The organism is Cobetia sp. LC6, assembly GCF_030264805.1.
Lineage (GTDB): Bacteria > Pseudomonadota > Gammaproteobacteria > Pseudomonadales > Halomonadaceae > Cobetia.
In genome coordinates this window covers 54246-79765 of sequence record NZ_JASSPL010000004.1, presented here as the reverse complement: position 1 = coordinate 79765, position 25520 = coordinate 54246, and the positions used below count along the sequence as shown (strand labels likewise).

Sequence of the window (25520 nt, the reverse complement as noted above, 5' to 3'; positions counted from 1 at the left end):
ACGAGGCATTCAGAACAGGGCAATTCTCTACAGAACATTGCACGGCAATCGCCACGCCAGGCTCAGAACGGCGCCAGATTGAGGAAGAAGCGCTGCATCCAGCCCATGTTCTGCGCCTCGTTGATATAGCCATCACCGACATATTCGATGCGTGCACTGGCCACCTGGGTGGATTGCACCGTATTGGCCGAGGAAATCGTGCGCGGATTGACCACTCCGGAGAAGCGAATCGACTCGGTGCCCTGATTGATCGCGATGCGCTTCTCGCCGCGCACCTCCAGATTGCCGTTGGGTTGCACCTGACTGACCGTCACGGTGATGGTGCCGGTGAAGCTGTTGTTGGCATTCGAGCCACCGCTGCCGGTGAAGTCATTCTCGCCCTCGATATCGGCATCGGTGCCATCCAGCAGGCCCGTCATGAAATCGGGAATGGCGGTCAGCGAGAAACCGAGGCTGCCGTCACGACTGGCATTGCTGGCCGAGCTCTTGCTGGCGCTGACATTCTCGTCGAGCAGGATGGTGATGATGTCGCCGATGGCACGTGGGCGGCGATCCTCGAACAGCGGCTGGTTGCCATACAGCGGCTGGAAGATGGCGCCATTGGCCATCGGTTCCGGGCGCGGCTGCATCGCCGATTCCATTGGTGTGGTATCGACCAGCGGCTCGCTGGGGATATGGGCACACCCGGCGCCTACCAGCGTCACGGCCAGCAATGCCAATCCAGCCAGCGCGCGGCACATGCGATGCCAACCAGGCAACGCCAATCCAAGCATCGCCAAGCCAATCTGGCGTTGGCAAACAGCTGACAGGGATGGCAATGCCACCACCGGGAAATCACGCGAAAGCGACATGCGACAACCCTTACATCTGGACCAGACGCTCCAGCATCTGATCGGTGGTGGTCACGGCCTTGGAATTGATCTCGTAGGCACGCTGGTTCTGGATCATGCCCACCATCTCTTCCACCACGTTGACGTTGGAGGTCTCGACGAAGCCCTGATAGAGAGTGCCCGCACCATTGAAGCCCGGCACGTTGTCACTGCGCGGCCCCGAGGCATCGGTCTCGGAATACAGATTCTCGCCACGACTGAACAGCCCAGCCGGGTTGATGAAGGTAGACAGCTGCAGCTGACCGACCTCGGTGCTGTTGGTGGAGCCGGGCTGGGTGACGCTGACCACGCCATCGGAGGCGATATCGACACTCAGGGCATTGGCCGGAATGACGATCGCCGGGTCCAGCGGGTAGCCACTGGCGGTGACCATCTGGCCGGTGCTGTCGAGCTGGAAGGAGCCATCGCGGGTATAGGCATTGGTGCCATCCGGCAGCATCACCGCGAAGAAGCCCTGACCATTGATCGCGACATCCTTGGAGTTCTCGGTCTGTTCCAGATTGCCCTGGATGTGCAGACGCTCGGTTGCCACGGGGCGCACCCCGGTGCCCACCTGCAGCCCCGAGGGCAGCTCGGTGGTGGCAGAGGATGCAGCGCCGGGCTGGCGCATGTTCTGGTAGAGCAGATCTTCAAACACCGCGCGCGACTGCTTGAAGCCATTGGTCGAGACGTTGGCCAGGTTGTTGGCCGTGACGTCCATCTGCATCTGCTGAGCTTCAAGGCCGCTCTTGGCTGTCCATAGGGCACGAATCATCAGGGGGCTCCGCCGTGATTACGGGATCAGTCGGTACCAAGCAGGCTGTTGCCACGCTCGGCCATGCGCTCTGCCGTGTCGATGCTCTTCATCTGCATCTCGAAACTGCGCGCGTTGTTGATCATGGCGACCATCGCGTCGGTCGCCGAGACGTTGCTGCTCTCCAGGGCGCCGGAGACGACCCGCACCAGCGGGTCGGCCGCCAGCGGTGGCGCGGCCTCCCCTGCCGCCGTCGGCGGCTGACGGAAGTAGCCGTCCTCGCCGCGCACTAGCGCCGGGCTACCGGGAATGGCCTCGGGATTGACCAGCTTGAGCTGGGTCTGCAGCACCATGGTGTCAGGTGCATCCGCCGCCGAGCGTGCACTCACGCTGCCATCGGCGGAGATATGCACGATGGCGTTGAGCGGCAGCTCGATCGGCCCGCCATCGCCCAGCACCGGCAAGCCGCCGGAGGTCAGGACACCATCGGCATCGATCTGCAGCGCACCGTTGCGGGTGTAGAGCTCCTCGCCATTCGCGCCCTGCACGGCCAGCATGCCGGGGCCGTCGAGTGCGACATCCAGCGCGCGATCCGTTGTCTGGATCGTGCCCTGAGCCATCGAGGCTCCCGCGGTGGTCAGCTGACTGGAGACGCGTGTCGCCAGCCCTTCGCCCTGCACATCCACCGCCCGCGACAGTGTCAGCATCTCGCGAAAGCCGGTGGTCGAGAGGTTGGCCAGGTTATGACTGGCGACATCCTGAGCCGCCAGGCTGCGCTGGGCGCCGCTCATGGCGGTGTAGAGCATTCTGTCCATCCGCTATTCCCTCACACCTTGCCGTGTTGCCGTCAGAGCCCGCCTCTCAACGCCCGCTCTTGATGCGCTGGTCCGTCGCCTGAATACTGACGCTCAAGGCGACGCGGTTATCCCCGACATCTCTGCTTTTTCAATGCAGAAGACGCGCCGCGTCACATGCCAGGAGTGGCATTAGCGCATGTTGATGACGCTCTGCTGGACTTCATCCTGGACCTTGATGGTCTGGGCGTTGGACTGATAATTGCGCTGAGCGATGATCAGATCGACCAGCTCAGTGGTCAGGTCGACATTGGAAGCCTCGACGACTCCGGACTGGACCTCACCGAAGACACCCTCGCCCGGCACACCGACCAGCGGAACACCTGAGGAGGCGGTGGCGACCCAGCCGTTGTCGCCATTGGGCTGCAGACCCTGCTCATTGGCGAAGTTGGCCAGCGCAATGGTGCCCAGTGTCTGCTTGAGCTCATTGGAGTAACTGCCGATTACGCGTCCATCTTCCTCGAAGGACACGCCGACAAGACTGCCGGAGGTATAACCATTCTGGGACAGGGTGATGACTTCAAAATCATTGGCATATTGGGTGCTGCCGGTGAAGTCGATACTGAAGCTAAGATCGCTCGCACCATTGGCCAGGGCGTAGGTCTGGGCCGTCTGACTGTAATCAAGCAGCTGACCACCCGTCCCAAAGGTGATCACCTCTGTCTGAGGGTCAAAGTCGACAGAAGGATCAGCGACGCCTTCGTCGATCTGTTCCTGCAATTCCGCAGCCTTGCTGGAAAAGTCCATCACGTGATGGACGTTCCAGGTGTTGTTTTCGGTCTTGGCATAAAAGGACGTCACGACATGCTCATCGCCAAGACTGTCATACACCGTCATCGCCGAAGCGTAGTTGTAGGTCGCGGCATCAGTCGGATCAAAATCGGCAGTGGCCGGCACAGGGTCCGCGGCATCCAGATTGAGCGCGACTTCAGCGCCATAGACCTCGAGAGCAATGTTGTCCTGCGTCGCTTTTGCCGCCAATGGGGCTGTCGGAATCTGCAATACCACGGGTTCCCCGGTGACACCTTCACCGGAATAACCTGTCAACTGGGCACCCTGGGCCGTGACGATATAGCCCTCGGCGTCAATGTTGAGCTGGCCATTGCGTGAATAGACGATCTGACCACTGGTATCCGAGAAACGCAGGAAACCATCTCCGGAAATCGCCAGATCGAGATCGCGTCCGGTGGATTCCAGCGAGCCGGAAGTGAAGTCCTGAGCAACGGATGCCAATTGCACCCCGATCCCCGCCGCCTGTGATCCGGCATAGATGTCGGAGAATTGCGCCTCAGAGGATTTGAAACCCACCGTCTCAGAGTTGGCGATGTTGTTGCCGATCACATCCAGGTTGGTAGAAGCCGCACTCAAGCCGCTCAATGCCTGTGAAAACGCCATGGTCTGTCCCTTTGATCGCGATGAAGATGAAAGCCCGAGACCTGTCAGCGAGCTCGGGGGCGGCCAAACGGCCTGAAACTGGTGGCCCGTCCGGCGGGCTCGCTGGCGTTATCCCGACGCCATGGGCTCAGCTCAAAGCACCTGACGCACGGCGTCCAGACTGACGACACCCAACACCGGACCCAAGTCCAGCTGAGCACCGCTGTCGGTCTGATTGACTCCACTGACCACGCCATAACTCAGCGTCTGCAGGTCGTCATAGCGCTCGCCTGCCCGCTCGGCCGTCACGGCCAGCTGGTAGGAGCCATCGGCGGCTTCAGTGCCATCATCCAGCAAACCGTCCCAGACGAAGCCATGAATACCCGCCTCCAATGCGCCCAACTCGAAGGTCTTGACCACACTGCCATCCGCACCCAGCACCTCGACGCTGGCGTTGTCGACATCGTTGGCCAGTTCAAGGCCGAAGGGTGTCGAGGTCGCGTTGCCCACCAGCACCGCATTGCCGCCGACCAGCACGCCCTGATCGAGCAGACTGGCCGCCTGCAGCGCTTCACTGCTGGAAATCTGCGCCGTGATGCCCTCAAGCGTGGTGTTGAGTTCTTCGATACCACTGACGGTGCTGATCTGGGCCAGCTGTGCGGTCAGGTCGGAATTCGACACCGGGTCCATCGGGTCCTGGTTCTGCATCTGCGCCACCAGCAGGGTCATGAACTGATCATTGAGCTCCTCGGTACTGCTCACCGACTGCGTGCTGTCGGTGACGCCGGAGGTGGTGGTCTGGTTGATGCTGTTGAGCACACTGGTGTCTAGCGTCGCCATGCGGTTACCCGAAATCAGAAGAAGCGGTCATAAGGCCAAGGCCCTGAGCAAGGGTCATTCCCCCAGTGTCAGCGTCTTGCGCAACAGGGACTTGGAGGTATTGAAGACCTCGACATTGGCCTCGTAAGACTTGGAGGCCGCGATCATGTCGACCATCTCGGCGACCGGATCGACATTGGAGAAGGTCACATAGCCCTGCTCGTCGGCGAGGGGATGATCGGGACGATACTCCTGGCGCGCCGGGGCATCGCTCAGCTCCACCGAGCTGACCCTGACACCGCCTACTCCGGCACTGCGCGACGCCATCTGTGTCGCCAGGCCGCCACCGGCCAGGTTGGCCGTCGCAAGCGACGCATTGGCCTGACGCGCGAGGGGCGCGTACTCGAACACCACCTGACGCGCCTGATAGGGCTTGCCGTCCGGGCCCGCCACGCTGTCGGCGTTGGCCATGTTGCTGGCCACGGCATTGATGCGCTGCGACTGGGCCGCCATCGCGGAACCCGCGACGTTGAAGATGCTGAACGCTGCCATCAACTGTTCTCCGATTGCATGGCCAGACGCAGGCCCTGGATCTTGCCGGTCAGAAGCTCAAGACTGGCCTCGTAATGCAGACTGTTGTCCGCGAAATTGACCCGCTCCACATCCATGTCGACGGTATTGCCGTCCAGACTCGGCTGTGTCGGCACGCGATAAAGCAGGTCCGCACCCAGCGACAGCCCGGCCCCGCTGGCTGCCTGGTGGCCTGGCTGGGTCGTGTTCAGCGCAAGCGGCCCTGGCGCGGCATTGCCCGCCGTCGCCTTGGCCAGGGTGGCGGAGAAGTCGATATCGCGCGCCAGATAGCCCGGCGTGTCGGCATTGGCGATATTGGTGGCCAGCACCTGCTGACGCTCGGCACGAAGGCCCAGCGCCTGCTGGTGAAAGCTCATGAGGGAATCAAGTCGGTCAAACATGGAAGTGCCCCGCTGTCGGCACCTCGCCCTGATGTGAGCGAGGGAACATCCATCGATCAGCTCACGCGTAGGGGAGCATGACGGAAAGCAGGACTGAGAATAGTCAGCCAGCGCCAGGATGAAGGTAAGAACAAGCCACTTTATCGCGGCTATTTCTGGCCATGCCGGTGTCGGGGGCGGCTTACAATCTCTCGCGGTACTGATCCAGCACCCTGAACCTACGCCCTGAGCCGAGGAGCGCTTGTTCCCGCCTTCCGCCCCGGACGCCACTCGCGATGAGAGACTGCATGCCGAAAATCTGCGTAGCGAAGGGCCTGTCTGTGGCAAGAGGACTGTCTGTGACTAGAGGACTGGCGGTGACAAGAGGACTGTGGCGCACCATCGCCAGCAGCGGGCTGTTGGCCCTGCTGCCCGTGGCCGCCGTTGCCCATGCCAACACCTCAGACACGGTGAGCTCTGCCATTCAGTCGCCTGCTGCTCAGGCATCAGCAAGAGCCTCAACAACAGCGCCTTCAGCCAAAGACTCGCAGACACGCGCCGTCGAGGCCCTGCGCTGGCAATTGAGCGACTTCTTCACTGCCGAAGACAGCGGTCCCGTCAGGGTGCGCATGCCCGACGAGCCACCACTGGGCGCGCCCAGCGAGGCCTCCGTGCAACTCGAGCTGCGTCGCCTGCCCGCCCGCCTGAAAGACTGCTCGGCGCCCCAGCTGAGCCTCAATGCCGCGCGCAGTGACCGCCATGCACCGGGACTCAAACGTCTGCAGCTGCTGTGCGCCAACGGTCAGCAACACATCGTCAGCGTTCGCATGGAACGCTATGCCTGGCGCCAGAGCACGCCACAACCGCTTGCCAGCGGCACCCCGCTGGCACCCGCGAGATTGACGCCGGTACTGACGCCATTGGGCAAGTTGCGTGGCAATGGCTTCGAGAGCGCTGCGGCACTGTCAGGTTTCGAGGTACGCCGCCGCCTTCGCGCCGGCGAGGTCATCACCCGCAACAGTGTGCGCGCCATCCCGCTGGTAGACTTCGGCGATACCGTGACCTATCAGGTCAGCGGCACAGGCTTCAGCATGCAGCGCAGTGCGCGGGCGCTGGAGACTGGGGGGCTCGATGAGCGAATCCGCATCGAACTCGCTCCGGGCGACTGGGTGCGCGCCCGCATCATCGGGCCACGACTGGTAGCGCCATGATGACTTCAGTTGAGTTGAGATTAGCCGCACCGGGCCAACCCGAGTCATCCTGTTGACTGTGCACGCCCAGCCACGACACGCTGACGCACCGGAGAGACATGCTGACGCTCAAAGGCCGACAAGCTTGGTACTGCAAGCCGCCACCCACACCAGATACCTCATTCCTGAGGGACCATATTGCCTGTGTGGGGTAAAGCTTGGGCTGGCATGGCCGATAGTCGATTCAAGCGCGCAGATGACGCACGCAACCCATCCATGACAGGCTCGTCGTCGAGCCCGGCCCTACGGCCAGAGAGGACAGTCAATGAAGATTGAACATGGCGGCCCGATACAGCGCAGCGACACTCAAGCCCCGCGCGAACTGCGCCCCGAGACGGCCAAGGACACCACCGCCACTACGGCGGCGACCTCCACGGCCGACTCCACTCAGGTCGAGCTTTCCAGCAGCGCGGTCGATGCGAGCCAGGACATCGACCAGGCGCGCGTCGACAGCCTCAAGCAAGCCATCGCCGATGGCAGCATCAAGATCGATGTCGACCGCATCGCACAAGGGCTGATCGATGCCTTCGAAGGTGACGCATGACACTCGATGACGCCTCGACGGCCTTGTTGGGCGAGATCTTTTCCGGCCTCGAGCAGGAGCTGAATGACTTCATCGCCCTGCTCGAGGAAGAACAGCGCCTGCTGGGCCAACGCCTGCCGAGCGCGGCGGACCTTGAGGCCTCGCGCGAAGCCAAGCTGGCCAACGCCGCCCGCCTGGAAGCGCTGGAGATCCGCCGACGTAGCTGGCTGAGCAACGCCGGGCTTACCAATGACCCACTGGAACTGCATACGGTGCTCGCCAGCCAGCCGGTACTGGCCACCCAGTGGTGGCATCTGGTGACGCTGACGCGCCGCGCCCAGGCGCGCAATCGCTTAAATGGTGAACTGATCGGTCAGCGCATGGCACTGCACAGCAAGATTCTCGACAGCCTGCATCAACGCTCCCCCGGCCATTATGGCGCCGATGGACGACCTGCGGTGGGAGCCTCACGCCTGAACGTCTCGGCCTGAACGTCTCGGCCTGAATGTCCTGGCCAGACTGTCCTGGCCTGAGCGTCCTGGCTTGAAGACCCAAGGCGTGAGGCCCGCGGGCTGCACGCCCGACTGTCTTTCCCTTTACTGCCCCGGAAACACGCGAGGCCCGGCATTCTGCCGAGCCTCCAGACACTGCTGCTGCACGCCACTCGCGAGCCAATCAGCCAGTGATCGCCAGCCACTTATCGCCGTCATTCATCATCAGTCATTCAAAACCAGCCCCCTTTCGCTGACAACGCAGCCAGTCACGCGCCTTTCAGACTCTCGACGTCGATCACCAGCTGGATGTCATCCAGATGTGCCGCCGGCTTGAGTACGCCACGCCCATTGCGATAGACCTTCAGCGAGAAAGGCGCCGTAGCCAGCTCTCGGGTGGGCAGGATCAACTTGCCACGCCTCGCCTCGAGCATGGCGCAGCGCTCTTCCAGGCAGAGCATGACCTGCCACTCCCCCGGCGCCCGTGTGAGCGAATAGCGCCAGTGAATCGCCGTGACGCGCGTCCTGTCAGGTGCCATCAGCCCTGAATCACGTACGGCATCTGCCACCGCCAGAGGGCGCATATACCAATGCCCCCGCTGAGCGATGGTCAGCGACTCGACGGACATCATCACCGCAGCGCTGGCCGCCTGCGCCGGCGTGGACAGCGCCGCGGCCCACAGCGCTGCTGCCGTCATCAAGGCCGCCATTGGTGCTGTCCTGCTTCCAGGCTCCACACCCAGCTTCGCTCTCGACACGACTCGCGCTCTGAGCGTCCTCCACCCTGTCGCCACTTGCCTTCTTCTCTGCACCGCTGACTCCTTCAGATCCATCTTGCTGCAGACGCTCGACACACCCCTTGCCGGCGCCTTTCCTGTCGCACGTTTCTGCCTTTGCGGCATGTTGTTGTCTTGCTCATTGGGGAGTCGCGCTGCCCCGGCGTCACGCCGCACGACCCCCGATCATCTGTGTGACCCGCAGCTCGCGGTCATCGGGAATCTCTGCCTGGGACAGCACCGCCAGGCTCTTGAAACGACGACGCAGGAAGCGCCCCACCAAGGGTCGCAGCGCATGCCCGACCACCAATACGCTGGGCTCGCCATTGGCATCCTGCGCGGCGACGGCATTCTCGGCATGCTGCATCAAGGTATCGGCAAGGCCGGGTTCCAGCGCATTGCCACTGCTCAAGGCCTGCATCAGCACCTGCTCGAGCTGTGCCTCCAGACCGATCACGCGCAAGACGCGCTCGGCGCCGAACCAGTACTGGGTGATGGCGCGCCCGAGCGAGACGCGCACCATGGCAGTCAGGTCATTGGGGTCCTTGCTGTGCGGGGCATGCTCTGCAAGCGCCTCGAGGATGGTACGCATGTCACGAATCGAGACCTCCTCATCCAGCAGGTTGTGCAGGATACGCTGCAGGGTGCCCTGACTGATCAAGGCCGGCACCACTTCCTCCACCAGGCCGCCATCCTGCGGGCCCAGCTTCTCGAGCAGCTTGCTGACCTCACTGCGCCCGAGCAGCTGATCGGCATGGCGGGTCATCAGATGATTGAGGTGGGTCGTGATCACGGTCGGAGTATCGACCACCGTGTAGCCATAGACCTGGGCCTGCTCGCGGGTTTCCGGTTCGATCCAGGTGGCGGCCAGGCCGAAGGCCGGCTCGGTGGTGGCCACGCCCGGCAGCTTGCCGGACACCTTGCCCGGATTGATCGCCAACCAGCGGCCCGGATAGGCCTCGCCCCGCCCGACCTCGGCACCCTTGAGACTGATGACATACTGATTGGGCCCAAGCTCGAGGTTGTCGCGAATATGTACCACCGGCGGCAGGAACCCGATCTCCTGGGCGTACTTGCGACGCACCCCCTTGATGCGCGCCAGCAACTCACCGCCCTGACGCATGTCGACCATCGCGATCAGGCGGTGACCGACCTCCATCGCCAGCGGCTCCACCAGTCGCACGTCATCCCAGCTGGCCTCGCTGACCTCCTGCACGGCCGCCGCAGGCGCGGGCGCCGCCTCTTCCTTCGCCTCGCTGCTGATCTCCTTCTCGCGCTGGGAGGCCCACCAACCAAGCCCCGCCAGCAACAAGGTGAAGAGAATGAAGACCATATTGGGCATGCCCGGTACCAGACCCAGCAGCCCCATCACGCCAGCCGCCAACCACAGTACCTGCGAGCTCTTGAACAGCTGGCCGATCATCTGCTGACCGACGTCTTCATTGGTGTTGACCCGCGACACCATCACGCCCGCAGCGGTCGAGATGACCAGCGACGGAATCTGGGCCACCAGGCCATCGCCGATGGTCAGCAGCGTATAGGTGCGCGCCGCATCGGACATGCTCAGGTCGTGCTGACCGACCCCGATGATCAACCCGCCGATGATATTGACCACCATGATCACCAGCCCCGCCACCGCATCGCCCCGCACGAACTTGCTGGCACCGTCCATCGAACCGAAGAAATCGGATTCCTGCGACACTTCCCGGCGACGCTCGCGCGCCTGATCTTCGCCGATCAGGCCGGCGTTGAGGTCGGCATCGATCGCCATCTGCTTGCCGGGCATGGCATCCAGCGTGAAGCGTGCGCCGACCTCGGCAATACGCCCGGCGCCCTTGGTGATGACCATGAAGTTGATGATGACCAGAATCGAGAACACCACCAGGCCAACGGCGAAGTTGCCGCCGACCAGAAACTGACCGAAGGCCTCGATGACCTTGCCCGCCGAGTCACCGCCATTGTGACCCTCCATCAGCACCACCCGCGTCGAGGCGACATTGAGCGACAGGCGCAGCAAGGTCGAGAACAGCAGCACCGCGGGGAAGGCCGAGAAATCCAGTGGCTTCTGCGCAAACATGCTGACCATCAGGATCATGATCGACAGCGCGATATTGAAGGTGAACAGCAGATCGAGAATGAAGGGCGCCAGCGGCAACACCATCATCGACAGGATCATCATGATCAGCAGCGGCCCGGCGAGCACCTTCAGCTGGCTGGAGGTGTTGAGCCCCACGCGGTCAAACAGTGTCAGCAAGGTATTCATGCAAGCAGCTCATCGATCGTGGAGGGCGTTGCGCGTGCGGCGCAGCGGCCCGGGCTTGGGGAGCAGAAATGGCGGTCAGTCATGGGGTTCGGGCAGCAGCATCGGGCAGCAGCACGGTTATCAAGTTCGGGCCTCAACTTCGATCAGCCACATCGGTCATCAACTTCCGACACGAGGATCCGTCGTCGCATCACCGTCTGCCCCTGGCTTGGCGCTGGGCTGGAACACCGCCCCAGCATCAGCGTCATCAGAATCATGATCAGAAGACATTGCGTGAGAGGGCGGCGCGCCTACGGCTGAAACCTCAAGTTCGGCTGCCGCCCCCCCGTCATCACGCTCGGTGCCTGGCGGGCCAGTCCCCTCAGCCGCCCCTTGCGCCTCCTCGGGCACCTGATACTCATCGGGAACGGACAGATCTGGCGGCAGACTCGGGCGCAGGCCACCCTGCTGGCGGGCCCGCTTGAGTCGCATCGCCCAGGCCAGCACCTCGGCGATCACCTGATAGAGCGCAATGGGAATTTCCTGCTCGAGATCGACATGGGTGTGCAGGGCACGCGCCAAGGGCGGCGCACTCAGCATCGGTACCCCGTTCGCCTCGCCCACCTCACGAATGCGCAGCGCCACCTCATCACGCCCCTTGGCCACCACCCGCGGCGCGCGCATGTCACCCTCGTGATAGACCAGCGCCACCGAGTAGTGTGTCGGGTTGTTGACGATGACATCGGCAGTGGGCACGGCGCTCATCATGCGCGCGCGCGCCATGGCCTGTTGCTGCTGACGGATGCGTGCCTTGATCTGCGGGTCTCCATCCGTCTCCTTGTGCTCGCGCTTGATCTCCTCGAGGCTCATGCGCAGCTTCTTGGCGTGACTCCACAACTGATACGGAACATCCATCAGCGTCGGCACGATCAGCATCAATATCGCCAGCGCCGTGCAGCGCGCCACGATCGCCAGCGCATCCGCCATGGCGTTGCCCAGCGGCATCATCATCAACGCCATCAATTCCTGGCGCTGGGCATGCAGATACATCACCACCACGCCACCGACCAGTATCGACTTGGCGATGGTCTTGAGCAGCTCGGCCAGCGCCTGGGAGGAGACCATCCTGCCCAGCCCCTTGACGGGATTGAGCTTGCCCAGCGACGGTGCCAGCGACTTGGTGGAGAACATCCAGCCGCCCAGCAGCACCGGGCCGACCAGCGCCAGCACCATCAGCAGGGCGAACAACGGCAACAGTGCCAGCAAGGCCTCCTGGCCCAGCATCAACGCATTGGCAAGCATCACGCGGCTGTCGAGTGCCTGAGCGCGATCAAAGCCGAACGAGGCACCCAGCACACGCTCCAGGGTATCGCCAAGCGGGCCCGCCAACAGCCACAGACCTGCCGCTCCTCCGCCCAGCAACAGAAAGGTCGCAAGCTCCCGCGAGCGGGGCACCTGCCCTTCCTCGCGGGCCTTCTGTATTCGGTGGGGCGTGGCCTCTTCTGTCTTGTCGTCGCTGCTCTGCTCGTCAGCCACCGGCTACTCCGCTTGCCTGGGATCGCATCTACCTGAACGCCGGGGAGCATGACGCTCGCTCACACTGGCACGCACGGCGAACGCATCATGCCGAGAATGGGGCTCATTGTGGCAAACACAGCAGGGATCAAAGCGCGGAATAGCGCCCAAAAATGCCCTTGCCCGCCTCACGGGACGTGGACGGGCAAGGGCATGACGGTCAGGCCAGGGCATGAAGAACAAGAACCAGCAGGAGCCACTTCAGGGAAGGCGGCTAGAAACCGAGACTATCCAGCAGGTCATCGACCTCGTCCTGACTGGCGACCACCCCCGGCGCATCGGCTCGCACCTGGGGGCCATTGAGCAAGGTGCCAGATAGGGCATCCCCGGCACTGGATGCTGCCCGCTCATCCTGCGCCGAGGCTGAAATCTCCATTGGCGAAAGCCCCTCAGCGGCCGTTGTGGTAGTGGCCTGCCCGGAAGACGCCAGCGCCGAACGTGCATGGCCCTCCGGCACATTGTCGAGCAGCAACTGCAACAGCTGCATCTCGATCTGCTGGATGACATCCATCATGCGCTTGATCACCTGGCCGGTAAGGTCCTGGAAATCCTGAGCCATCATGATCTCGAGCAATTCGCTGTTGGTGGCGCTGGTCTGATCAGGCACCACAGCCAGATAGGCCCGTGTGTCGATCACCAATTCACGCGCCTGATCCAGAGCCACCGGCTCGGCAAACCAGGCGTCCCAGCGACCACTGAGCGACTTCGCCTTACTGGCCAGAGCATCCTGCAGCGGCTGGGCCCGCTCACAGGCGTTGAGAGCACGATCTGCCGCCTGCTCCGTCTTGCTGGCCACGTAATTGAGGCGATCACGAGCATCGGGGATCGCCTCGGCAGCACGTTCGATCTCGCGATCCAGCCCCAGCTCACGCATGTTGTCGCGCAGCATGCGCGTCAGCTGGCCGATACGCCGAATCAGGTCTTCGCTGCTGTCACCCGCCCTGGTGGGGGTGTCTGCCCCATCGCGCGCCATCACACCAGGATCAGCGCCCGAGGATGACTGGGGTTCAGATGATGATTCCAGATGACTCATGACACCCTCCTTGATGTGACCAACCACGCTGAGCGCGCCAGCCTTGCCTGACCAGCGCGGATCGGTCCGCGCACCGGCTAGCGTGGCCCGATGGCTCAGAGGCCGTGTTTCTCGAAGACCTTGCCCAGCTTCTCTTCCAGCACTGCGGCCGTGAAGGGCTTGACCACATAGCCACTGGCACCGGCCTGGGCAGCGGCGATGATGTTTTCCTTCTTGGCCTCAGCGGTGACCATCAGTACCGGCAGCGTGGCCGTGGCGGGATTGGCACGCACGCGCCTGAGCATCTCGAGCCCATCGAGGTTGGGCATGTTCCAGTCGGAGATCACCAGCTCGAAGCTGCCTTGATTAAGGAACTCCAATGCCTGTTGTCCATCTTCGGCTTCCTCCACATTGGTGAAGCCGAGCTCCTTGAGCAGGTTGCGCACGATCCGACGCATGGTGGGGAAGTCGTCGACGACGAGGATTCGCAGGTTCTTGTCGGCCATCAGCGGTCGGGCTCTCTTGAAGAATCACATGAGGAAACGGCTGAAAATTCAAGCCTTGTGAGAGGGTTATCGGCCACCAGCCAGCAGACTTTACCCTCTGCGCCCATCTTCACCTTGTCGGCGACTCACACCCCACTAACACCCGCGCTCCGGCAGATCGAGGCGCTCTAGACGCGTTGCGAACGTCCGGCCAGCTGAACCTGGTGGAGCAGCTGCCCACTGATGCGACTCAACGGCAATATGTTTTCCGCGGCCCCGAGCTCGACGGCTTCCCGCGGCATGCCGTAGACCACACAGCTTTGCTCATCCTGGGCGATGGTGTGGGCGCCGGCTTCGCGCATCTGCAACAACCCCCGCGCGCCGTCGCGACCCATGCCGGTGAGGATCACGCCCACCGCATTGCGACCGGCCACCCGCGCCACGGAATCGAACAGCACATCCACCGACGGGCGGTGACGATTGACCGGCGGACGCTGATCGAGGGTGATCACATAGTTGGCCCCGCTGCGCGACAGCGTCAGGTGGGCGTCGCCAGGCGCGATATAGGCATGCCCGGGCAGGATGCGCTCACCGTGCACGGCTTCCTTGACGGCGATGCGACACAGCCCATTGAGGCGCTCGGCGAACGAGCGTGTGAAGCCCGGCGGCATGTGCTGAGTCACCAGAATGGCCGGCGCATCCGCCGGCAACGACTGCAACACCGCGCGTATCGCCTCGGTCCCACCGGTCGAGGCCCCCACCGCGATCAGCTTCTCGCTCGACAGCAATGGCCGGCGGCTGGCAGCAGCGACGACTGGCCTGTCTGCCAGACTGGATGGACAAGGATGGGACTGAGAAAGGCTGGACTGCACCGAATTTGACAGGGGTGAACTGGACAGGGCCTGACTGGACTGGGTCGAATTGGACAGCACCGTGCCGGCCTGTGCACCACCAGCAGATGGCGGCGTCACGGTGCGACCCGCAGGCCGCACCCGCGCCCGCGCGGCGGCGCGAATCTTGTCGGCAATCGTCTCGGCATACTCGAGCATCCCGCCACGTATTCCCAGGCGCGGCTTGGAGACGAAATCCACCGCGCCCAGCTCCAGCGCACGTAGCGTGATTTCCCCGCCGCGCTCGGTCAGCGAAGACACCATCACTACCGGCATCGGTCGCAGGCGCATCAGGCGCTCGAGGAAGTCCAGCCCATCCATGCGCGGCATTTCCACATCCAGCGTCAGCACATCCGGCTCGTGACGCTTGATCAAGTCTCGCGCGACCAGCGGGTCCGGCGCGGTGGCCACGACCTGCATGTCAGGCTGGGCATTGATGATCTCGGCCATCAACTCACGAATCAGCGCGGAGTCATCGACACACAGCACGCGGATCATGCGCTCCGCCCCTCCCCGGGGCATGCCTGCGCCAGCAGCGGCACTTGAGTTGTAACCTGAGCGTGAACCAGCATTTGATCCTGAGACCGGGCATGACGATGAAGCGGGGGTAGGCATCCAGACACTCCTGGAGAGCGGGTAAGGGAAAGGGAATCATCACCAACCATCACGACGCATCATGCGCCCTCCGTCCGGCGGCGAGACAGGGTATAGACCGTCTGGCCGCGCAGCGTGAAGGCATCATTGAGCCATGAGAAATTCTCGGAATGACCGGCAAACAGCAGTCCATCGGGCTTGAGCATCAGCGCGAAGCGATCCAGCAGGCGTGACTGTGTCTGTTTGTCGAAGTAGATCATCACGTTGCGACAGAAGATGACGTCAAAGCCGCTACCGAGATCCCAGTGGCTGTCCAGCAGGTTCAGGTGGCGAAAGCGCACCAGCTGCCTGATCTCCGGGCGCACCCTCACCAGCCCCTGGCGACTGCCGCTGCCACGCAGCATGAAGCGCTTGCAGCGCTGCTCACCCAGCTTGACGATACGTTCAAACGGGTAGATACCGAGTTCGGCTTCCCGCAGCGCATCCGTGTCGATATCGGTGGCGATCAGCTCGACCTGATTGGCCGCGCCCCCAAGCACCTCGCGCAGCACCATCGCGATGGAATAGGGCTCCTCCCCGGTCGAGGCAGCCGCACACCAGATACGCAACGGTGCTCGCTGCCCCGACGCCTGGCGCTCGCGCAGGAAGTTCTCGAGCATGACGAAGTGATGAGGTTCGCGAAAGAACGCGGTCAGGTTGGTGGTGAGCGCATTGATGAAGGCAGGCCACTCGTCGTGATCACTGCGGCTCAGGGTGGCCTCCAGCATGGTCAGATAGTCATGGAAACGTGTCAGGCCATGCACTCTGAGTCGGCGCGACAGACGGCTGTAGACCATCTCACGCTTGTGACGCGCCAAGACGATTCCGGCGCGCTGATAGATGAGGCGCGCGATGCGCTCGAAGTCGTCATCGGTCATCACCAGGTCCCGTCCGAGGGCATGGGAGGCCGGTGACGAGGTGGAGGAGACGCGTGGCGGCGTGAGGTCTGTCACCGTCGCGGACCCTGTGAGCCGCCAGGCACCTGCGCTCGGGCCGCGGCCTGAGCGTGCACAGAAGAAGACTGCTGGGCTGATGCACCCTCTGGCAGGCGCTCGGGAATCTGCTCCGGACCTTCGCCGCCAAAGCGGAAGACGTTGACCGCATGCGACAGACCCGCGACCGACCGCTCGAGATCCTGCGCCAGATGGGCGCTGCTCATCACACGTTGGGCGTTCTGCTGGGTGGCCTGGTCCATCTCGTTGATGGCGGTGTTGATCTGCTCGATGCCGCCACTCTGCTCACGCGAGGCCGAGGAGATCTCGGCGATCAGGTCATTGACCCGCGAGATGCCGGTCACGATCGCCTCCATGGTGCCGCGCGCCGCCTCGACCTGATCACCGCCATCGCTGATCTCCCGCTGGGTGGTGTCGATCAGGGTCTTGATCTCGCGCGCCGCCTCGGCACTGCGAGAGGCCAGATTGCGCACCTCACCGGCCACCACGGCAAAGCCGCGACCATGTTCACCGGCGCGTGCGGCCTCCACCGAGGCGTTGAGGGCCAGCAGGTTGGTCTGGAAGGCGATCGAGTCGATCACCTTGACGATGTCGGCCATCTTTTCAGAGGTGGCGGTAATCCCCTGCATGCGCTCCACCACCGCCTGCATCGCCTCACCACCTTCATTGGAGGAGCGCGTGGCCTGATCAGCCAGTTGCGAGACCTGGATGGCATTGTCGGCATTCTGGCGCACGGTGCCGGTCATCTGCTCCATGCTGGCCGCCGTCTCCTCAAGCGACGCCGCCTGCTGCTCGACCCGCGCCGAGAATTCCTGATTGCCGTGTGCCATGTCGCCAGCGGCAGGCCTGACCACATTGATACCCGCATTGACCTCGCTGACGATGCCGACCAGCGACTTGCGCATGCTGTCCAGTGCTCGTACCAGGCGTGCCATCTCATCATTGCCCGCCAGCGTCATCGACTGGGAAAGATTGCCCGCGGCGATCTGGCGCGCGAAATCCAGGGTGCTGCGCAGCGGCCGAACCAGACTGCGGTAGGTCAGCAGCGCCAACCACAGCGATGCCACGCCCACACCAGCGAAGGCGGCCCACAATTCCCACTGCAGACGCGCATGACTTGCCTCAAGCGCTTGTTGCCGCTGCTCGAGCGTCGCCAGCTGCGCCGCGGGCAGCTCGGCGGCAAGTTGGGTCAGCACGGCACGCGCATGCGCCTGGCTATCGGCCAGCACCTGCAGCAGCTCGCTGCCCATTATGGCTCCGGCCACCAGCGGCAGTGCGGCCAGCAGCGCGATACGCGGCGCCATGCGCCACTGGGTGAGGCGCTTGAAGGCCCCCGTGAGGCCAGCACGCACGATGTGACCCTTGATCAAGCGATAGTCGCGCTTGCCCTGCTTGAGGCCCGCGTAGACCTGCTCGGCCTGGGCGATCTGCTCGCGACTGGCCTTGACGCGCACCGAGGCAAATCCCATCACCTCGCCCTGCTCGATCAGCGGCGTCACACAGGCGTCGACCCAGTAATAGTCGCCATTCTCGCGTCGATTCTTGACCAGTCCCTGCCAGCTCTCGCCTTGCTTGAGCGTCGACCACAGATTCTCGAAGGCGGCTTCTGGCATGTCGGGGTGGCGCACCAGATTGTGCGGCGCACCGATCAAGGCATCACGCGTGAAGCCACTGACCTCGATGAAGACAGAGTTGGCGTAGGTGATGCGTCCCTTGAGATCGGTACGCGAGATCAGGTAGTCATGCTCACCAATGGGGTATTCCCTTGCCGTCACCGGCTGATTGTTTCGCATTGCCCTTGCTTAGCCTCGTACTCGTCACAGCGTGATCGTCATTGACCCGGCGAGACCACTGACCGGCAGCATGACCGTCATTGCCCGGTACAGCCGCCCACGACCTTGTGGTGCACACCTTATCGGCCGCTGTCGGCAGTTCTTGAACGCAAGAACGCCGCTGACCAGAAGGCTAGCGGCGCTCGAGACGAAACGGGGGTAAATGTTCGCGGGATCAGACGGGCGCACACTGCAGGCAACATGCCGCGCCTTGCGTCTGGTTCATGCCGCGAGACAGCAGGTCATGCCGGCTGCGCCGCGGGCTCCATCAGCGCCATTTCATCACTGGTCATCATGTGCTCGATATCCATTATCAGCAGCATGTGATCATTGACGGTCGCCAGCCCCGCCAGGAAGTCACTGTTCATGCGTGCACCGAATTCCGGCGGCGGCAGCACCTGATCGGCCGCAAGGCTGATCACGTCGGAGACGCCATCGACGACGATGCCGACCACGCGCTCACCGATATTGATCACGATCACCACCGTCTGCGCCGTGTATTCGGCCTGGCCCAGTTGAAACTTCAGCCGCAGATCGACGATCGGCACGATGACGCCACGCAGGTTGGTCACGCCCTTGATGAAGGCCGGTGCATTGGCGATGCGCGTGACGTTCTCGTAACCGCGAATCTCCTGCACCTTGAGGATATCCACGGCGTAGTGCTCCTCGCCGAGGCTGAATACCAGGTATTCGCCGCCGTCACTGGTCTTGGAGGCGTGGTCCTGCGCCAGGCCGACATTGGACGTCTGCGCCGCGGCAACTTGAGTGTGAGACATGCTCATCTCCTGTCTGTGATGGGGTAACGCTTCGCGCCGAGGCGCAAGGGGCGAGGATGCGGCCGGTGAATGGCGATCGCCTCAGCTGACAATGGCGTCCTGGGGCATGGCGGACTCAGTGCCGCCCTCTGCCTGCCTCTGCACCGCTGGCATCTGGTTGGCGAGGCGATGCAGGTCCGAGACATCGAGAATCAGCGATACCCGCCCATCGCCCAGGATCGTCGCCGAAGAGACGCCCGGCACCTTGCGATAATTCCTTTCGAGATTCTTGACCACCACCTGCTGCTGACCGATCAGCTCATCCACCAGCAAGGCGTAGTGGCGCCCCTTGCCCTGCACCACCACCACGATGCCCTGCTCGGGCTGCGTCTGGGCACCGGGTACCGCGAACACCTCATGCAAGGCGACCAGGCTCAGGTATTCATCTCGCACCTTCAGCAAGCGATCATTGCCGACCATGGTGAACAGCATGTCGGTCTGCGGCTGCAACGATTCCACCACCACCGACAGCGGCAGGATGTAGATTTCCTCGCCGACGCGAATGGCCATGCCCTCGAGAATCGCCAGCGTCAGCGGCAGCACGATACGCGTGGTGGTGCCCTGCCCGGTCACGGAGGCAAGCTCCACCTGCCCGCCCAGCGCCTGGATGTTGCGCTTGACCACATCCATGCCGACTCCACGCCCCGAGACGTCACTGACCTGCTCGGCCGTCGAGAAGCCGGGAGCGAAGATCAGCTGCCAGACCTCGTCGTCACTCATGCCATCGCTGACCGCCAGGCCGTTGCTGCGCGCCTTGGCCAGAATGCGCGCACGATCGAGCCCGGCGCCGTCATCCGTTACCTCGATGACGATATTGCCACCCTGATGACGGGCAGACAGCGTCAGGGTGCCGTGGGCGCTCTTGCCGCTTGCCTCACGCACGCCGGGCGATTCGATGCCATGGTCGAGGCTGTTGCGCACCAGATGGGTCAGCGGATCGATGATCCGCTCGATCAGGCTCTTGTCCAGCTCGGTGTCATGCCCCTGACTGACCAGCTCGACCTGCTTGCCCAGCCGCGAGGCAAGGTCGCGAATCAGACGCGGAAACCGCGAGAACACGTAGTCCATCGGCATCATGCGCACCGACATCACCGCTTCCTGCAGATCTCGTGCATTGCGCTGCAGCTGACTGATGCCACTGACCAGTGCTGCCTGATCCGGCGGTGTGGTCGCCGATGCCGTCTGCTCCAGCATCGACTGGGTGATGATCAGCTCACCGACCAGATTGATGATGGTATCGACCTTGTCGACGCCGACGCGGATGGAGCCCTGCTCGGCAGGCGCATCTGTGGTGCGCCGCCCCGATTGACTGCGTCGCTCACCACTCGCCGGGGCAGCGGAAGAGACATCTGCCGAAGAGCCTGTGTCGACTATCGCTTCAGCAGGTGCTGTCTGATCGGCAAGATCGCTTGCCGCATCGGCAGACATGCCATCGGCGACTCCCTCGGCCTGCTCTTTGACCAGCGCTTCAGACAGCGCTTCAACCTGCCCATCAGCGACGCCGTCTCCCATTACGCCATCACCCCCCGCTGATAGAGCAGGTGTCGCGCGCTCGATCAGAATCTGCTCCGGCTCGATAACGAAGCACAGCACCGCTTCGATATCCTCTGCGCTGACCGTGGTACTCACGATGACGCGACATACCTGCTCATCACCGCTGCTGGAGATGACCTCACCTAGGTTGGCCAGTTCTTCGATCAACAGTTCACGCTCGCGGTCGGCGACGAACATCAGAGTGACCGAAAGCAACGGCACACTTGCCTCGACACCGGCCTGTGACTCGACCGTAGGTGGCATTTCCACATCGACGACGGGTCCAGACGCTTCGCCTGACGGCACTGGTGCGCTCGGGGCATCCATCATCGACGACTCCTCGCCCAGCTGCTTGAGCACCGCCACGATATGCGCGTAGGCCTCAGGGTCGGGGGACTGGGCATTGCGATAGGCCGCCAACTGGTCGTCGAGCATGTCCTTTGTCTCCAGAAAGCGATCGATATGCTGAATGCTCAACCGCAACTCGCCACGGCGGGCACGGTCCAGCAGGTTCTCGAGGTGATGGGTGGTGTCCTGCAAGACCGTGAAGCCGAAGGTCGCGGCCCCGCCCTTGATGGAGTGGGCCGCACGAAAGATGGCGTTGAGCTGCTCGGCATCCGGCGCCTCGACATCCAGCGCCAGCAGCAGGCGCTCCATCTCGGCCAGCAGCTCCTGCGCCTCCTCGAAGAAGGTGTCGTAAAACTCACTGATATCCATGCATGTTCTCGCTGGCTGTCATTGCGCTATCACACGGGAAGCGGCGCCGCGTCGGTTCTTACGTCAGCCGCCTTGAGCGCACTCAGCTGTCCAGCCCGGAGGCGCCGGGGCTGTCGATGACTGGACTGCCAGCGACGGGATCCGTCACGCGCACCGGGCTTGCCAGTTGCTCGAGACGCTCGCGCAGGCTGTTGATGTCCTCGGCGGGCTGTGGATTGACGCCGTTGCTGTCGGTGATATCGCGATAGGCCGACTGGCTGAGCACCATCAGGCTGATGCGACGATTGATGGCGGCCTCGGGATTCTGGCTGTCGAGGCTGATGCGCGAGCCCATGCCGACCACGCGCACGATGCGCTCATAGGGCAGCCCACTGTTGCCGAGCACGCGGCGGGCGGCATTGGCGCGATCGGTGGAGAGCTCCCAGTTGCCGTAGCCGCCTTCGCCGACGAAGGGGCGATTGTCGGTATGCCCGGTGATGCTCAGATGATTGGGCAGCCGCTTGAGAATCGGCGCCAGCAAGCCAAGCAGCTGCGAAAGCTGTGGCGAAGGTTGCTTGCTGCCCAACGCGAACATCGGGTGCTGATCGCTATCGGTGATCTGGATACGCAAGCCTTCGGAGGTCAGCTCGATCTGCAGCTGTTCTCGCAGTTCGGCCAGGTCCGCGTCATCGGCCATGCGCTGCGCCATGGTGGTGTCGATCTCGTCGCGAAGGGCGGCCATGCGAGAATCATCGGCCAGCGCCTGACGCTGCAGGCGTTGCAGATCAGCGCCCTTCTCGCCCTGGGTCTGCTCGGCCATGAAGCCGCCGCCGGGAATGGCACTGCTGGAGGCCGAACTGCGATCGCCCCCCAGCAGCGAGACTTCCAGCGGCGCACCGAAATAATCGGAGATTTCCCGCAGGTCCTCATCCGAGGCATTCGAGATCACCCACATGACCAGGAAGAAGGCCATCATCGCAGTCATGAAGTCGGCGTAGGCGATCTTCCAGCCACCGCCATGATGGCCTTTGACGATACGCGGCCGCTTGATGACGATGGGTCTGCGCTCTTCACTCATCGAGACCTCCGGTCTTCAATCCAGAGACACCCACCGGCTCTAGCACGACGGCCTGCGACACCTGTGCCACTGACACGCAGGTGACGGACACACTCGCGAGAGACGCACTTGCGACTGACGCACTTGCGAGAAACAGCAACGTCATATCAGCCCGCACCCTTGTTCTTGATCTCGCGCACATGCTCTTCCAGCTCGTTGAAACTGGGACGCTCGGCGGTGAACAACGCCTTGCGGCCGAATTCCACCGCGACCTGCGGGGCATAGCCATTGAGCGAAGCCATCAGGATGACGCGAATGCACTGCATCATCTTCACGGCCTCATGCACCTCGTGCTGGATCTTGTTGGCGACCGGCGTGACGAAGCCATAGGCCAGCAGGATGCCGAGGAAGGTGCCGACCATGGCATTGGCGATCAACACGCCCAGCTGGGCGGCTCCCTGGTCTGCCGAGGCCAGCGCATGCACCACCCCCATCACGGCAGCGACGATACCGAAGGCCGGCAGGCCATCGGCCACCGCCGAGAGAGAATGCACCGGAATCTCGGTCTCGTGCTTGAAGGTCTCGATCTCGTGCTCCATCAGCGACTCGAGCTCGAAGGGGTCCATGTTGCCGCTTACCATCAGGCGCAGGTAGTCGGTGATGAAATTCATCAGAATGGGGTCGGAGAGCAGGCGAGGATACTCGGCGAACAAGGCGCTTTCCTGCGGGTTGTCGATGTCCTGCTCGATCGCCAGCATGCCCTGCTGACGGGCACGCGACAGCAGCAGATACAGCAGCCCGATGACTTCCATGTACAGGGACTTGTTGTAGCCACGCGTGCGTTTCAACTTCGAGAATGCCTTGCCGGTGGCCTTGATGGCCTTGCCGTTGTTGCCGGCCAGAAAGGCGCCGACGGCAGAGCCACAGATGATGAGCAATTCCGCTGGCTGCAACAGCACCGCCAGGTGCCCGCCCACCATCAGATACCCGCCCAGGGTGGACCCGATGACCACTAGATAGCCTATGAACAACAACACAATAACCCCCTTGGCATTCGGTCAACGTCGCTTGAATCTGACTATCGGCGTCGCTGAGCATGTCTTTAGGGTCACGGCGGAATATTCGTTGAGGCCGCCGCTGTAGCAAGGGCCGTTGTTGAAACAGTCATGATCGAAACAGTCATGGTCGAAACAGTCGGCATCGAGACAGGCGAGCGATCAATGGTGCACAACGCAAGAAGGCTTGCCCGGTGATGGGCAAGCCTTCTGGTCTTTGCACGCTCGTCTTGCTCGTTCGCCTGACGCAATCTCAGCGCCTTCACTGACACGAGACAGCTATCAGCCGAGACTGGCGACGGCTGCCGACTGCTCCAATGCCATTTCTTCACGAGCCTTGCGACGGGCGGCCGTCTTGCCGGCACGCGATGGCGGCTGACAGATGCCACACACGTAATCATGTGATGGCGTATGGGCGTGCACCACGAAATGGCCGCTGCAGGTCTTGCAGCTGGCCACTTCCAGCAGATCACTTTCGAAAAAGCGCACCAGTGTCCAGGCGCGCGTCAGCGCCAGCACCGGCTCATCTTCGCCGACATGCTCCAGATAGAAGCGATAGGCCTTGACGAAGGCATTCATGCGCGACGCGCCCTGCGCCTTTAGTCGACGATAGAAACCGTGGAACAGCGATGCATGCAGATTGGGCTGCCAGGTCATGAACCAGTCGGTGGAAAACGGCAGCATGCCCTTGGGCGGCGAGACGCCCCGAACTTCCTTGTACAGCTTGACCAGACGCGCGCGGCTGATCTCCGTTTCCGTCTCGAGCACCTGCAGGCGGGCACCCAGTTCGATCAACTCTACTGCCAACTGCAGCTGCTGCAGTTCATCGACGAGACTTTTCTGGGTCATCCGCTGACTCCCCCCTGCCGGAGTCCAGCGTCGTTCTGGCGCGCGTTCAGCAACATGGCAGTGTGCATCGCACTGAAATCCTGGTCGCGCCCGCCCTGCAAGACTCCCTTGAGTTGTGAGGCATCATCCAATGCCAGCTCGCACAACAGTTGATTGCAGGACGATAACGACACCAGCTGACTGACACTCATGCCAGACAAAAGATCCGCCATCTCTTGATCGAGACCCAGGCGTACCAGCGCCATTTCCGTATCTTCGACCAACAAGCGCTGCACAAGCAGAAGATACGACAGATTGACACTCTGTATATCATTGAGCAGTGAGGACATCATGATTCCCTGAGTGGTCTGATCGTCCCGAGCTACCGCCAACCCTGGCGCTCGACCGTCATTCCTTATGGTTTTGATGTGATGAAACGCAATACTCACGGCGCCGGACCAGTGGCGCCATGCGGGGCAGTGACTTCATGACCAGATGAGCCACCCACATTAAGATGGCGATTCTAATACTTAATCACGTAATGGACCAGACTCTTCATCAACATTTTTTTACATACCGCTACGCTATATGCACAAAAACTGCATCAAGCCGCCGAAATGGCAGCAAGGTGTGTCAGAAAAGCTCTCAATCTTGTCTTCAAGACGACTTGCATAATCACGATGCACCAGATTTGTCATACAAAGCAATAGCAAGCGGATAGTGCGCACAGTGTGTGGCATTTTCGTGAAAGGCAGCCCTGCCTCTTACCCGACACCGAGGGCATACCTTGTACAATATCGAGCAATGGCCCCGAACGGGCCGGCAACAGGCAGCAAGTTATCCCTGCGTAAAAGCGAGAGATAATGAAATGGCAGCACTTGACCAAGACGGGCCAACTGCTATTTCAACGCAATGAGAGACCCCACCAGCGACTCACCGAAATGGGCTTCTCTCGCCGCTTGAACAGAATAAAAACACAGGATATGAGGGTCATGACACAAACAACATGCAGGATCGAGCCGCATCTCCATGCTGACTCTCGGCGGAGTTACAATACTGCCTCCACGCAAGCAGTGCGCCTGAGTGACGATTTATTTAAATTTTATAAATAAATTATATTTCTCGATATCATGGACTAAGGCGTGACGCCTGAAATGTCATTTCATACCCCCATAGTCATCATGCTGGGGCATGCCAAAAAAACATTCGCCAAGGCTCAATGAGCAAGAATCGTACAAGGATGAACATCATCCT

The 25520-nt window shown here is 62.3% G+C and carries 24 protein-coding genes; 3 read left to right on the top strand and 21 right to left on the bottom strand.

Going from position 1 to position 25520, the window contains the following annotated elements:
* Nucleotides 1-62 precede the first annotated feature (62 nt).
* The 7 genes from QQF40_RS06810 to flgB form a co-directional block, all read right to left on the bottom strand.
* Nucleotides 63-740 (bottom strand): flagellar basal body L-ring protein FlgH, encoded by a 678-nt coding sequence (locus QQF40_RS06810; RefSeq protein ID WP_285460788.1) that lies wholly within the window; start codon nucleotides 738-740, stop codon nucleotides 63-65.
* A gap of 121 nt (nucleotides 741-861) precedes the next feature.
* On the bottom strand, nucleotides 862-1644 hold the full coding sequence (gene flgG, locus QQF40_RS06805) for a flagellar basal-body rod protein FlgG (protein WP_285460787.1): 783 nt from the start codon (nucleotides 1642-1644) through the stop codon (nucleotides 862-864).
* 26 nt (nucleotides 1645-1670) lie between these two features.
* Entirely contained in the window at nucleotides 1671-2438 is a 768-nt protein-coding gene (locus QQF40_RS06800; protein WP_285460786.1) for a flagellar basal body rod protein FlgF, read from the bottom strand.
* 171 nt (nucleotides 2439-2609) lie between these two features.
* Nucleotides 2610-3872 carry a flagellar hook protein FlgE gene (flgE, locus tag QQF40_RS06795; RefSeq protein WP_285460785.1) on the bottom strand — a complete coding sequence of 421 codons (1263 nt, stop codon included), beginning with the start codon at nucleotides 3870-3872 and terminating at the stop codon, nucleotides 2610-2612.
* Nucleotides 3873-4004: 132 nt separating this feature from the next.
* Nucleotides 4005-4691: a flagellar hook assembly protein FlgD gene (locus QQF40_RS06790; protein WP_285460784.1), complete on the bottom strand. Its 687-nt coding sequence runs from the start codon at nucleotides 4689-4691 to the stop codon at nucleotides 4005-4007.
* A 54-nt stretch (nucleotides 4692-4745) separates the two neighbouring features.
* Complete coding sequence (flgC, locus tag QQF40_RS06785; protein ID WP_285460783.1) at nucleotides 4746-5222, bottom strand: flagellar basal body rod protein FlgC; 477 nt, start codon at nucleotides 5220-5222, stop codon at nucleotides 4746-4748.
* Nucleotides 5222-5617 carry a flagellar basal body rod protein FlgB gene (flgB, locus tag QQF40_RS06780; protein ID WP_306424408.1) on the bottom strand — a complete coding sequence of 132 codons (396 nt, stop codon included), beginning with the start codon at nucleotides 5615-5617 and terminating at the stop codon, nucleotides 5222-5224. Before flgB ends, flgC begins: the two co-directional genes overlap by 1 nt.
* Before the next feature lie 632 nt (nucleotides 5618-6249).
* Between flgB and flgA the strand changes: the two genes are divergently transcribed.
* From flgA to QQF40_RS06765, 3 genes are all read left to right on the top strand, one after another.
* Nucleotides 6250-6831, top strand: a complete 582-nt coding sequence (gene flgA / locus QQF40_RS06775) for a flagellar basal body P-ring formation chaperone FlgA (protein WP_285460782.1) — start codon at nucleotides 6250-6252, stop codon at nucleotides 6829-6831.
* A 304-nt stretch (nucleotides 6832-7135) separates the two neighbouring features.
* A complete protein-coding gene (gene flgM, locus QQF40_RS06770; RefSeq protein ID WP_285460781.1) occupies nucleotides 7136-7414 on the top strand; it encodes a flagellar biosynthesis anti-sigma factor FlgM in 279 nt (92 codons plus the stop codon).
* Entirely contained in the window at nucleotides 7411-7884 is a 474-nt protein-coding gene (locus QQF40_RS06765) for a flagella synthesis protein FlgN (protein ID WP_153635829.1), read from the top strand. The genes flgM and QQF40_RS06765 overlap by 4 nt, the downstream gene beginning before the upstream one ends.
* A 269-nt stretch (nucleotides 7885-8153) precedes the next feature.
* Here QQF40_RS06765 and QQF40_RS06760 read toward each other — a convergent pair whose 3' ends face one another.
* The 14 genes from QQF40_RS06760 to flhD form a co-directional block, all read right to left on the bottom strand.
* Nucleotides 8154-8594, bottom strand: a complete 441-nt coding sequence (locus QQF40_RS06760; RefSeq protein WP_172978674.1) for a flagellar protein FlhE — start codon at nucleotides 8592-8594, stop codon at nucleotides 8154-8156.
* Between the two features lie 232 nt (nucleotides 8595-8826).
* Nucleotides 8827-10923, bottom strand: a complete 2097-nt coding sequence (gene flhA, locus QQF40_RS06755) for a flagellar biosynthesis protein FlhA (protein WP_285460780.1) — start codon at nucleotides 10921-10923, stop codon at nucleotides 8827-8829.
* Nucleotides 10924-11082: 159 nt separating this feature from the next.
* Nucleotides 11083-12438 (bottom strand): flagellar biosynthesis protein FlhB, encoded by a 1356-nt coding sequence (flhB, locus tag QQF40_RS06750; RefSeq protein WP_502871421.1) that lies wholly within the window; start codon nucleotides 12436-12438, stop codon nucleotides 11083-11085.
* Nucleotides 12439-12691: 253 nt separating this feature from the next.
* Complete coding sequence (gene cheZ, locus QQF40_RS06745; protein WP_285460907.1) at nucleotides 12692-13450, bottom strand: protein phosphatase CheZ; 759 nt, start codon at nucleotides 13448-13450, stop codon at nucleotides 12692-12694.
* A 155-nt stretch (nucleotides 13451-13605) separates the two neighbouring features.
* Nucleotides 13606-13995: a chemotaxis response regulator CheY gene (gene cheY / locus QQF40_RS06740; protein WP_131432094.1), complete on the bottom strand. Its 390-nt coding sequence runs from the start codon at nucleotides 13993-13995 to the stop codon at nucleotides 13606-13608.
* Between the two features lie 167 nt (nucleotides 13996-14162).
* Complete coding sequence (locus QQF40_RS06735) at nucleotides 14163-15362, bottom strand: protein-glutamate methylesterase/protein-glutamine glutaminase (protein WP_153635833.1); 1200 nt, start codon at nucleotides 15360-15362, stop codon at nucleotides 14163-14165.
* A gap of 176 nt (nucleotides 15363-15538) precedes the next feature.
* Entirely contained in the window at nucleotides 15539-16375 is an 837-nt protein-coding gene (locus tag QQF40_RS06730) for a CheR family methyltransferase (RefSeq protein ID WP_153635834.1), read from the bottom strand.
* A 71-nt stretch (nucleotides 16376-16446) separates the two neighbouring features.
* Nucleotides 16447-18243 carry a methyl-accepting chemotaxis protein gene (locus QQF40_RS06725; RefSeq protein ID WP_285460779.1) on the bottom strand — a complete coding sequence of 599 codons (1797 nt, stop codon included), beginning with the start codon at nucleotides 18241-18243 and terminating at the stop codon, nucleotides 16447-16449.
* A 281-nt stretch (nucleotides 18244-18524) separates the two neighbouring features.
* Nucleotides 18525-19058 (bottom strand): chemotaxis protein CheW, encoded by a 534-nt coding sequence (locus QQF40_RS06720; protein WP_378080065.1) that lies wholly within the window; start codon nucleotides 19056-19058, stop codon nucleotides 18525-18527.
* A gap of 81 nt (nucleotides 19059-19139) precedes the next feature.
* On the bottom strand, nucleotides 19140-21347 hold the full coding sequence (gene cheA / locus QQF40_RS06715; RefSeq protein ID WP_285460778.1) for a chemotaxis protein CheA: 2208 nt from the start codon (nucleotides 21345-21347) through the stop codon (nucleotides 19140-19142).
* A gap of 82 nt (nucleotides 21348-21429) precedes the next feature.
* Nucleotides 21430-22404 (bottom strand): flagellar motor protein MotB, encoded by a 975-nt coding sequence (gene motB, locus QQF40_RS06710; RefSeq protein WP_285460777.1) that lies wholly within the window; start codon nucleotides 22402-22404, stop codon nucleotides 21430-21432.
* Nucleotides 22405-22550: 146 nt separating this feature from the next.
* A complete protein-coding gene (motA, locus tag QQF40_RS06705) occupies nucleotides 22551-23420 on the bottom strand; it encodes a flagellar motor stator protein MotA (RefSeq protein ID WP_131432100.1) in 870 nt (289 codons plus the stop codon).
* 300 nt (nucleotides 23421-23720) lie between these two features.
* Nucleotides 23721-24287 carry a flagellar transcriptional regulator FlhC gene (flhC, locus tag QQF40_RS06700; protein ID WP_153635839.1) on the bottom strand — a complete coding sequence of 189 codons (567 nt, stop codon included), beginning with the start codon at nucleotides 24285-24287 and terminating at the stop codon, nucleotides 23721-23723.
* Nucleotides 24284-24616 (bottom strand): flagellar transcriptional regulator FlhD, encoded by a 333-nt coding sequence (gene flhD / locus QQF40_RS06695; RefSeq protein ID WP_166018115.1) that lies wholly within the window; start codon nucleotides 24614-24616, stop codon nucleotides 24284-24286. The genes flhC and flhD overlap by 4 nt, the downstream gene beginning before the upstream one ends.
* Nucleotides 24617-25520: the final 904 nt, after the last annotated feature.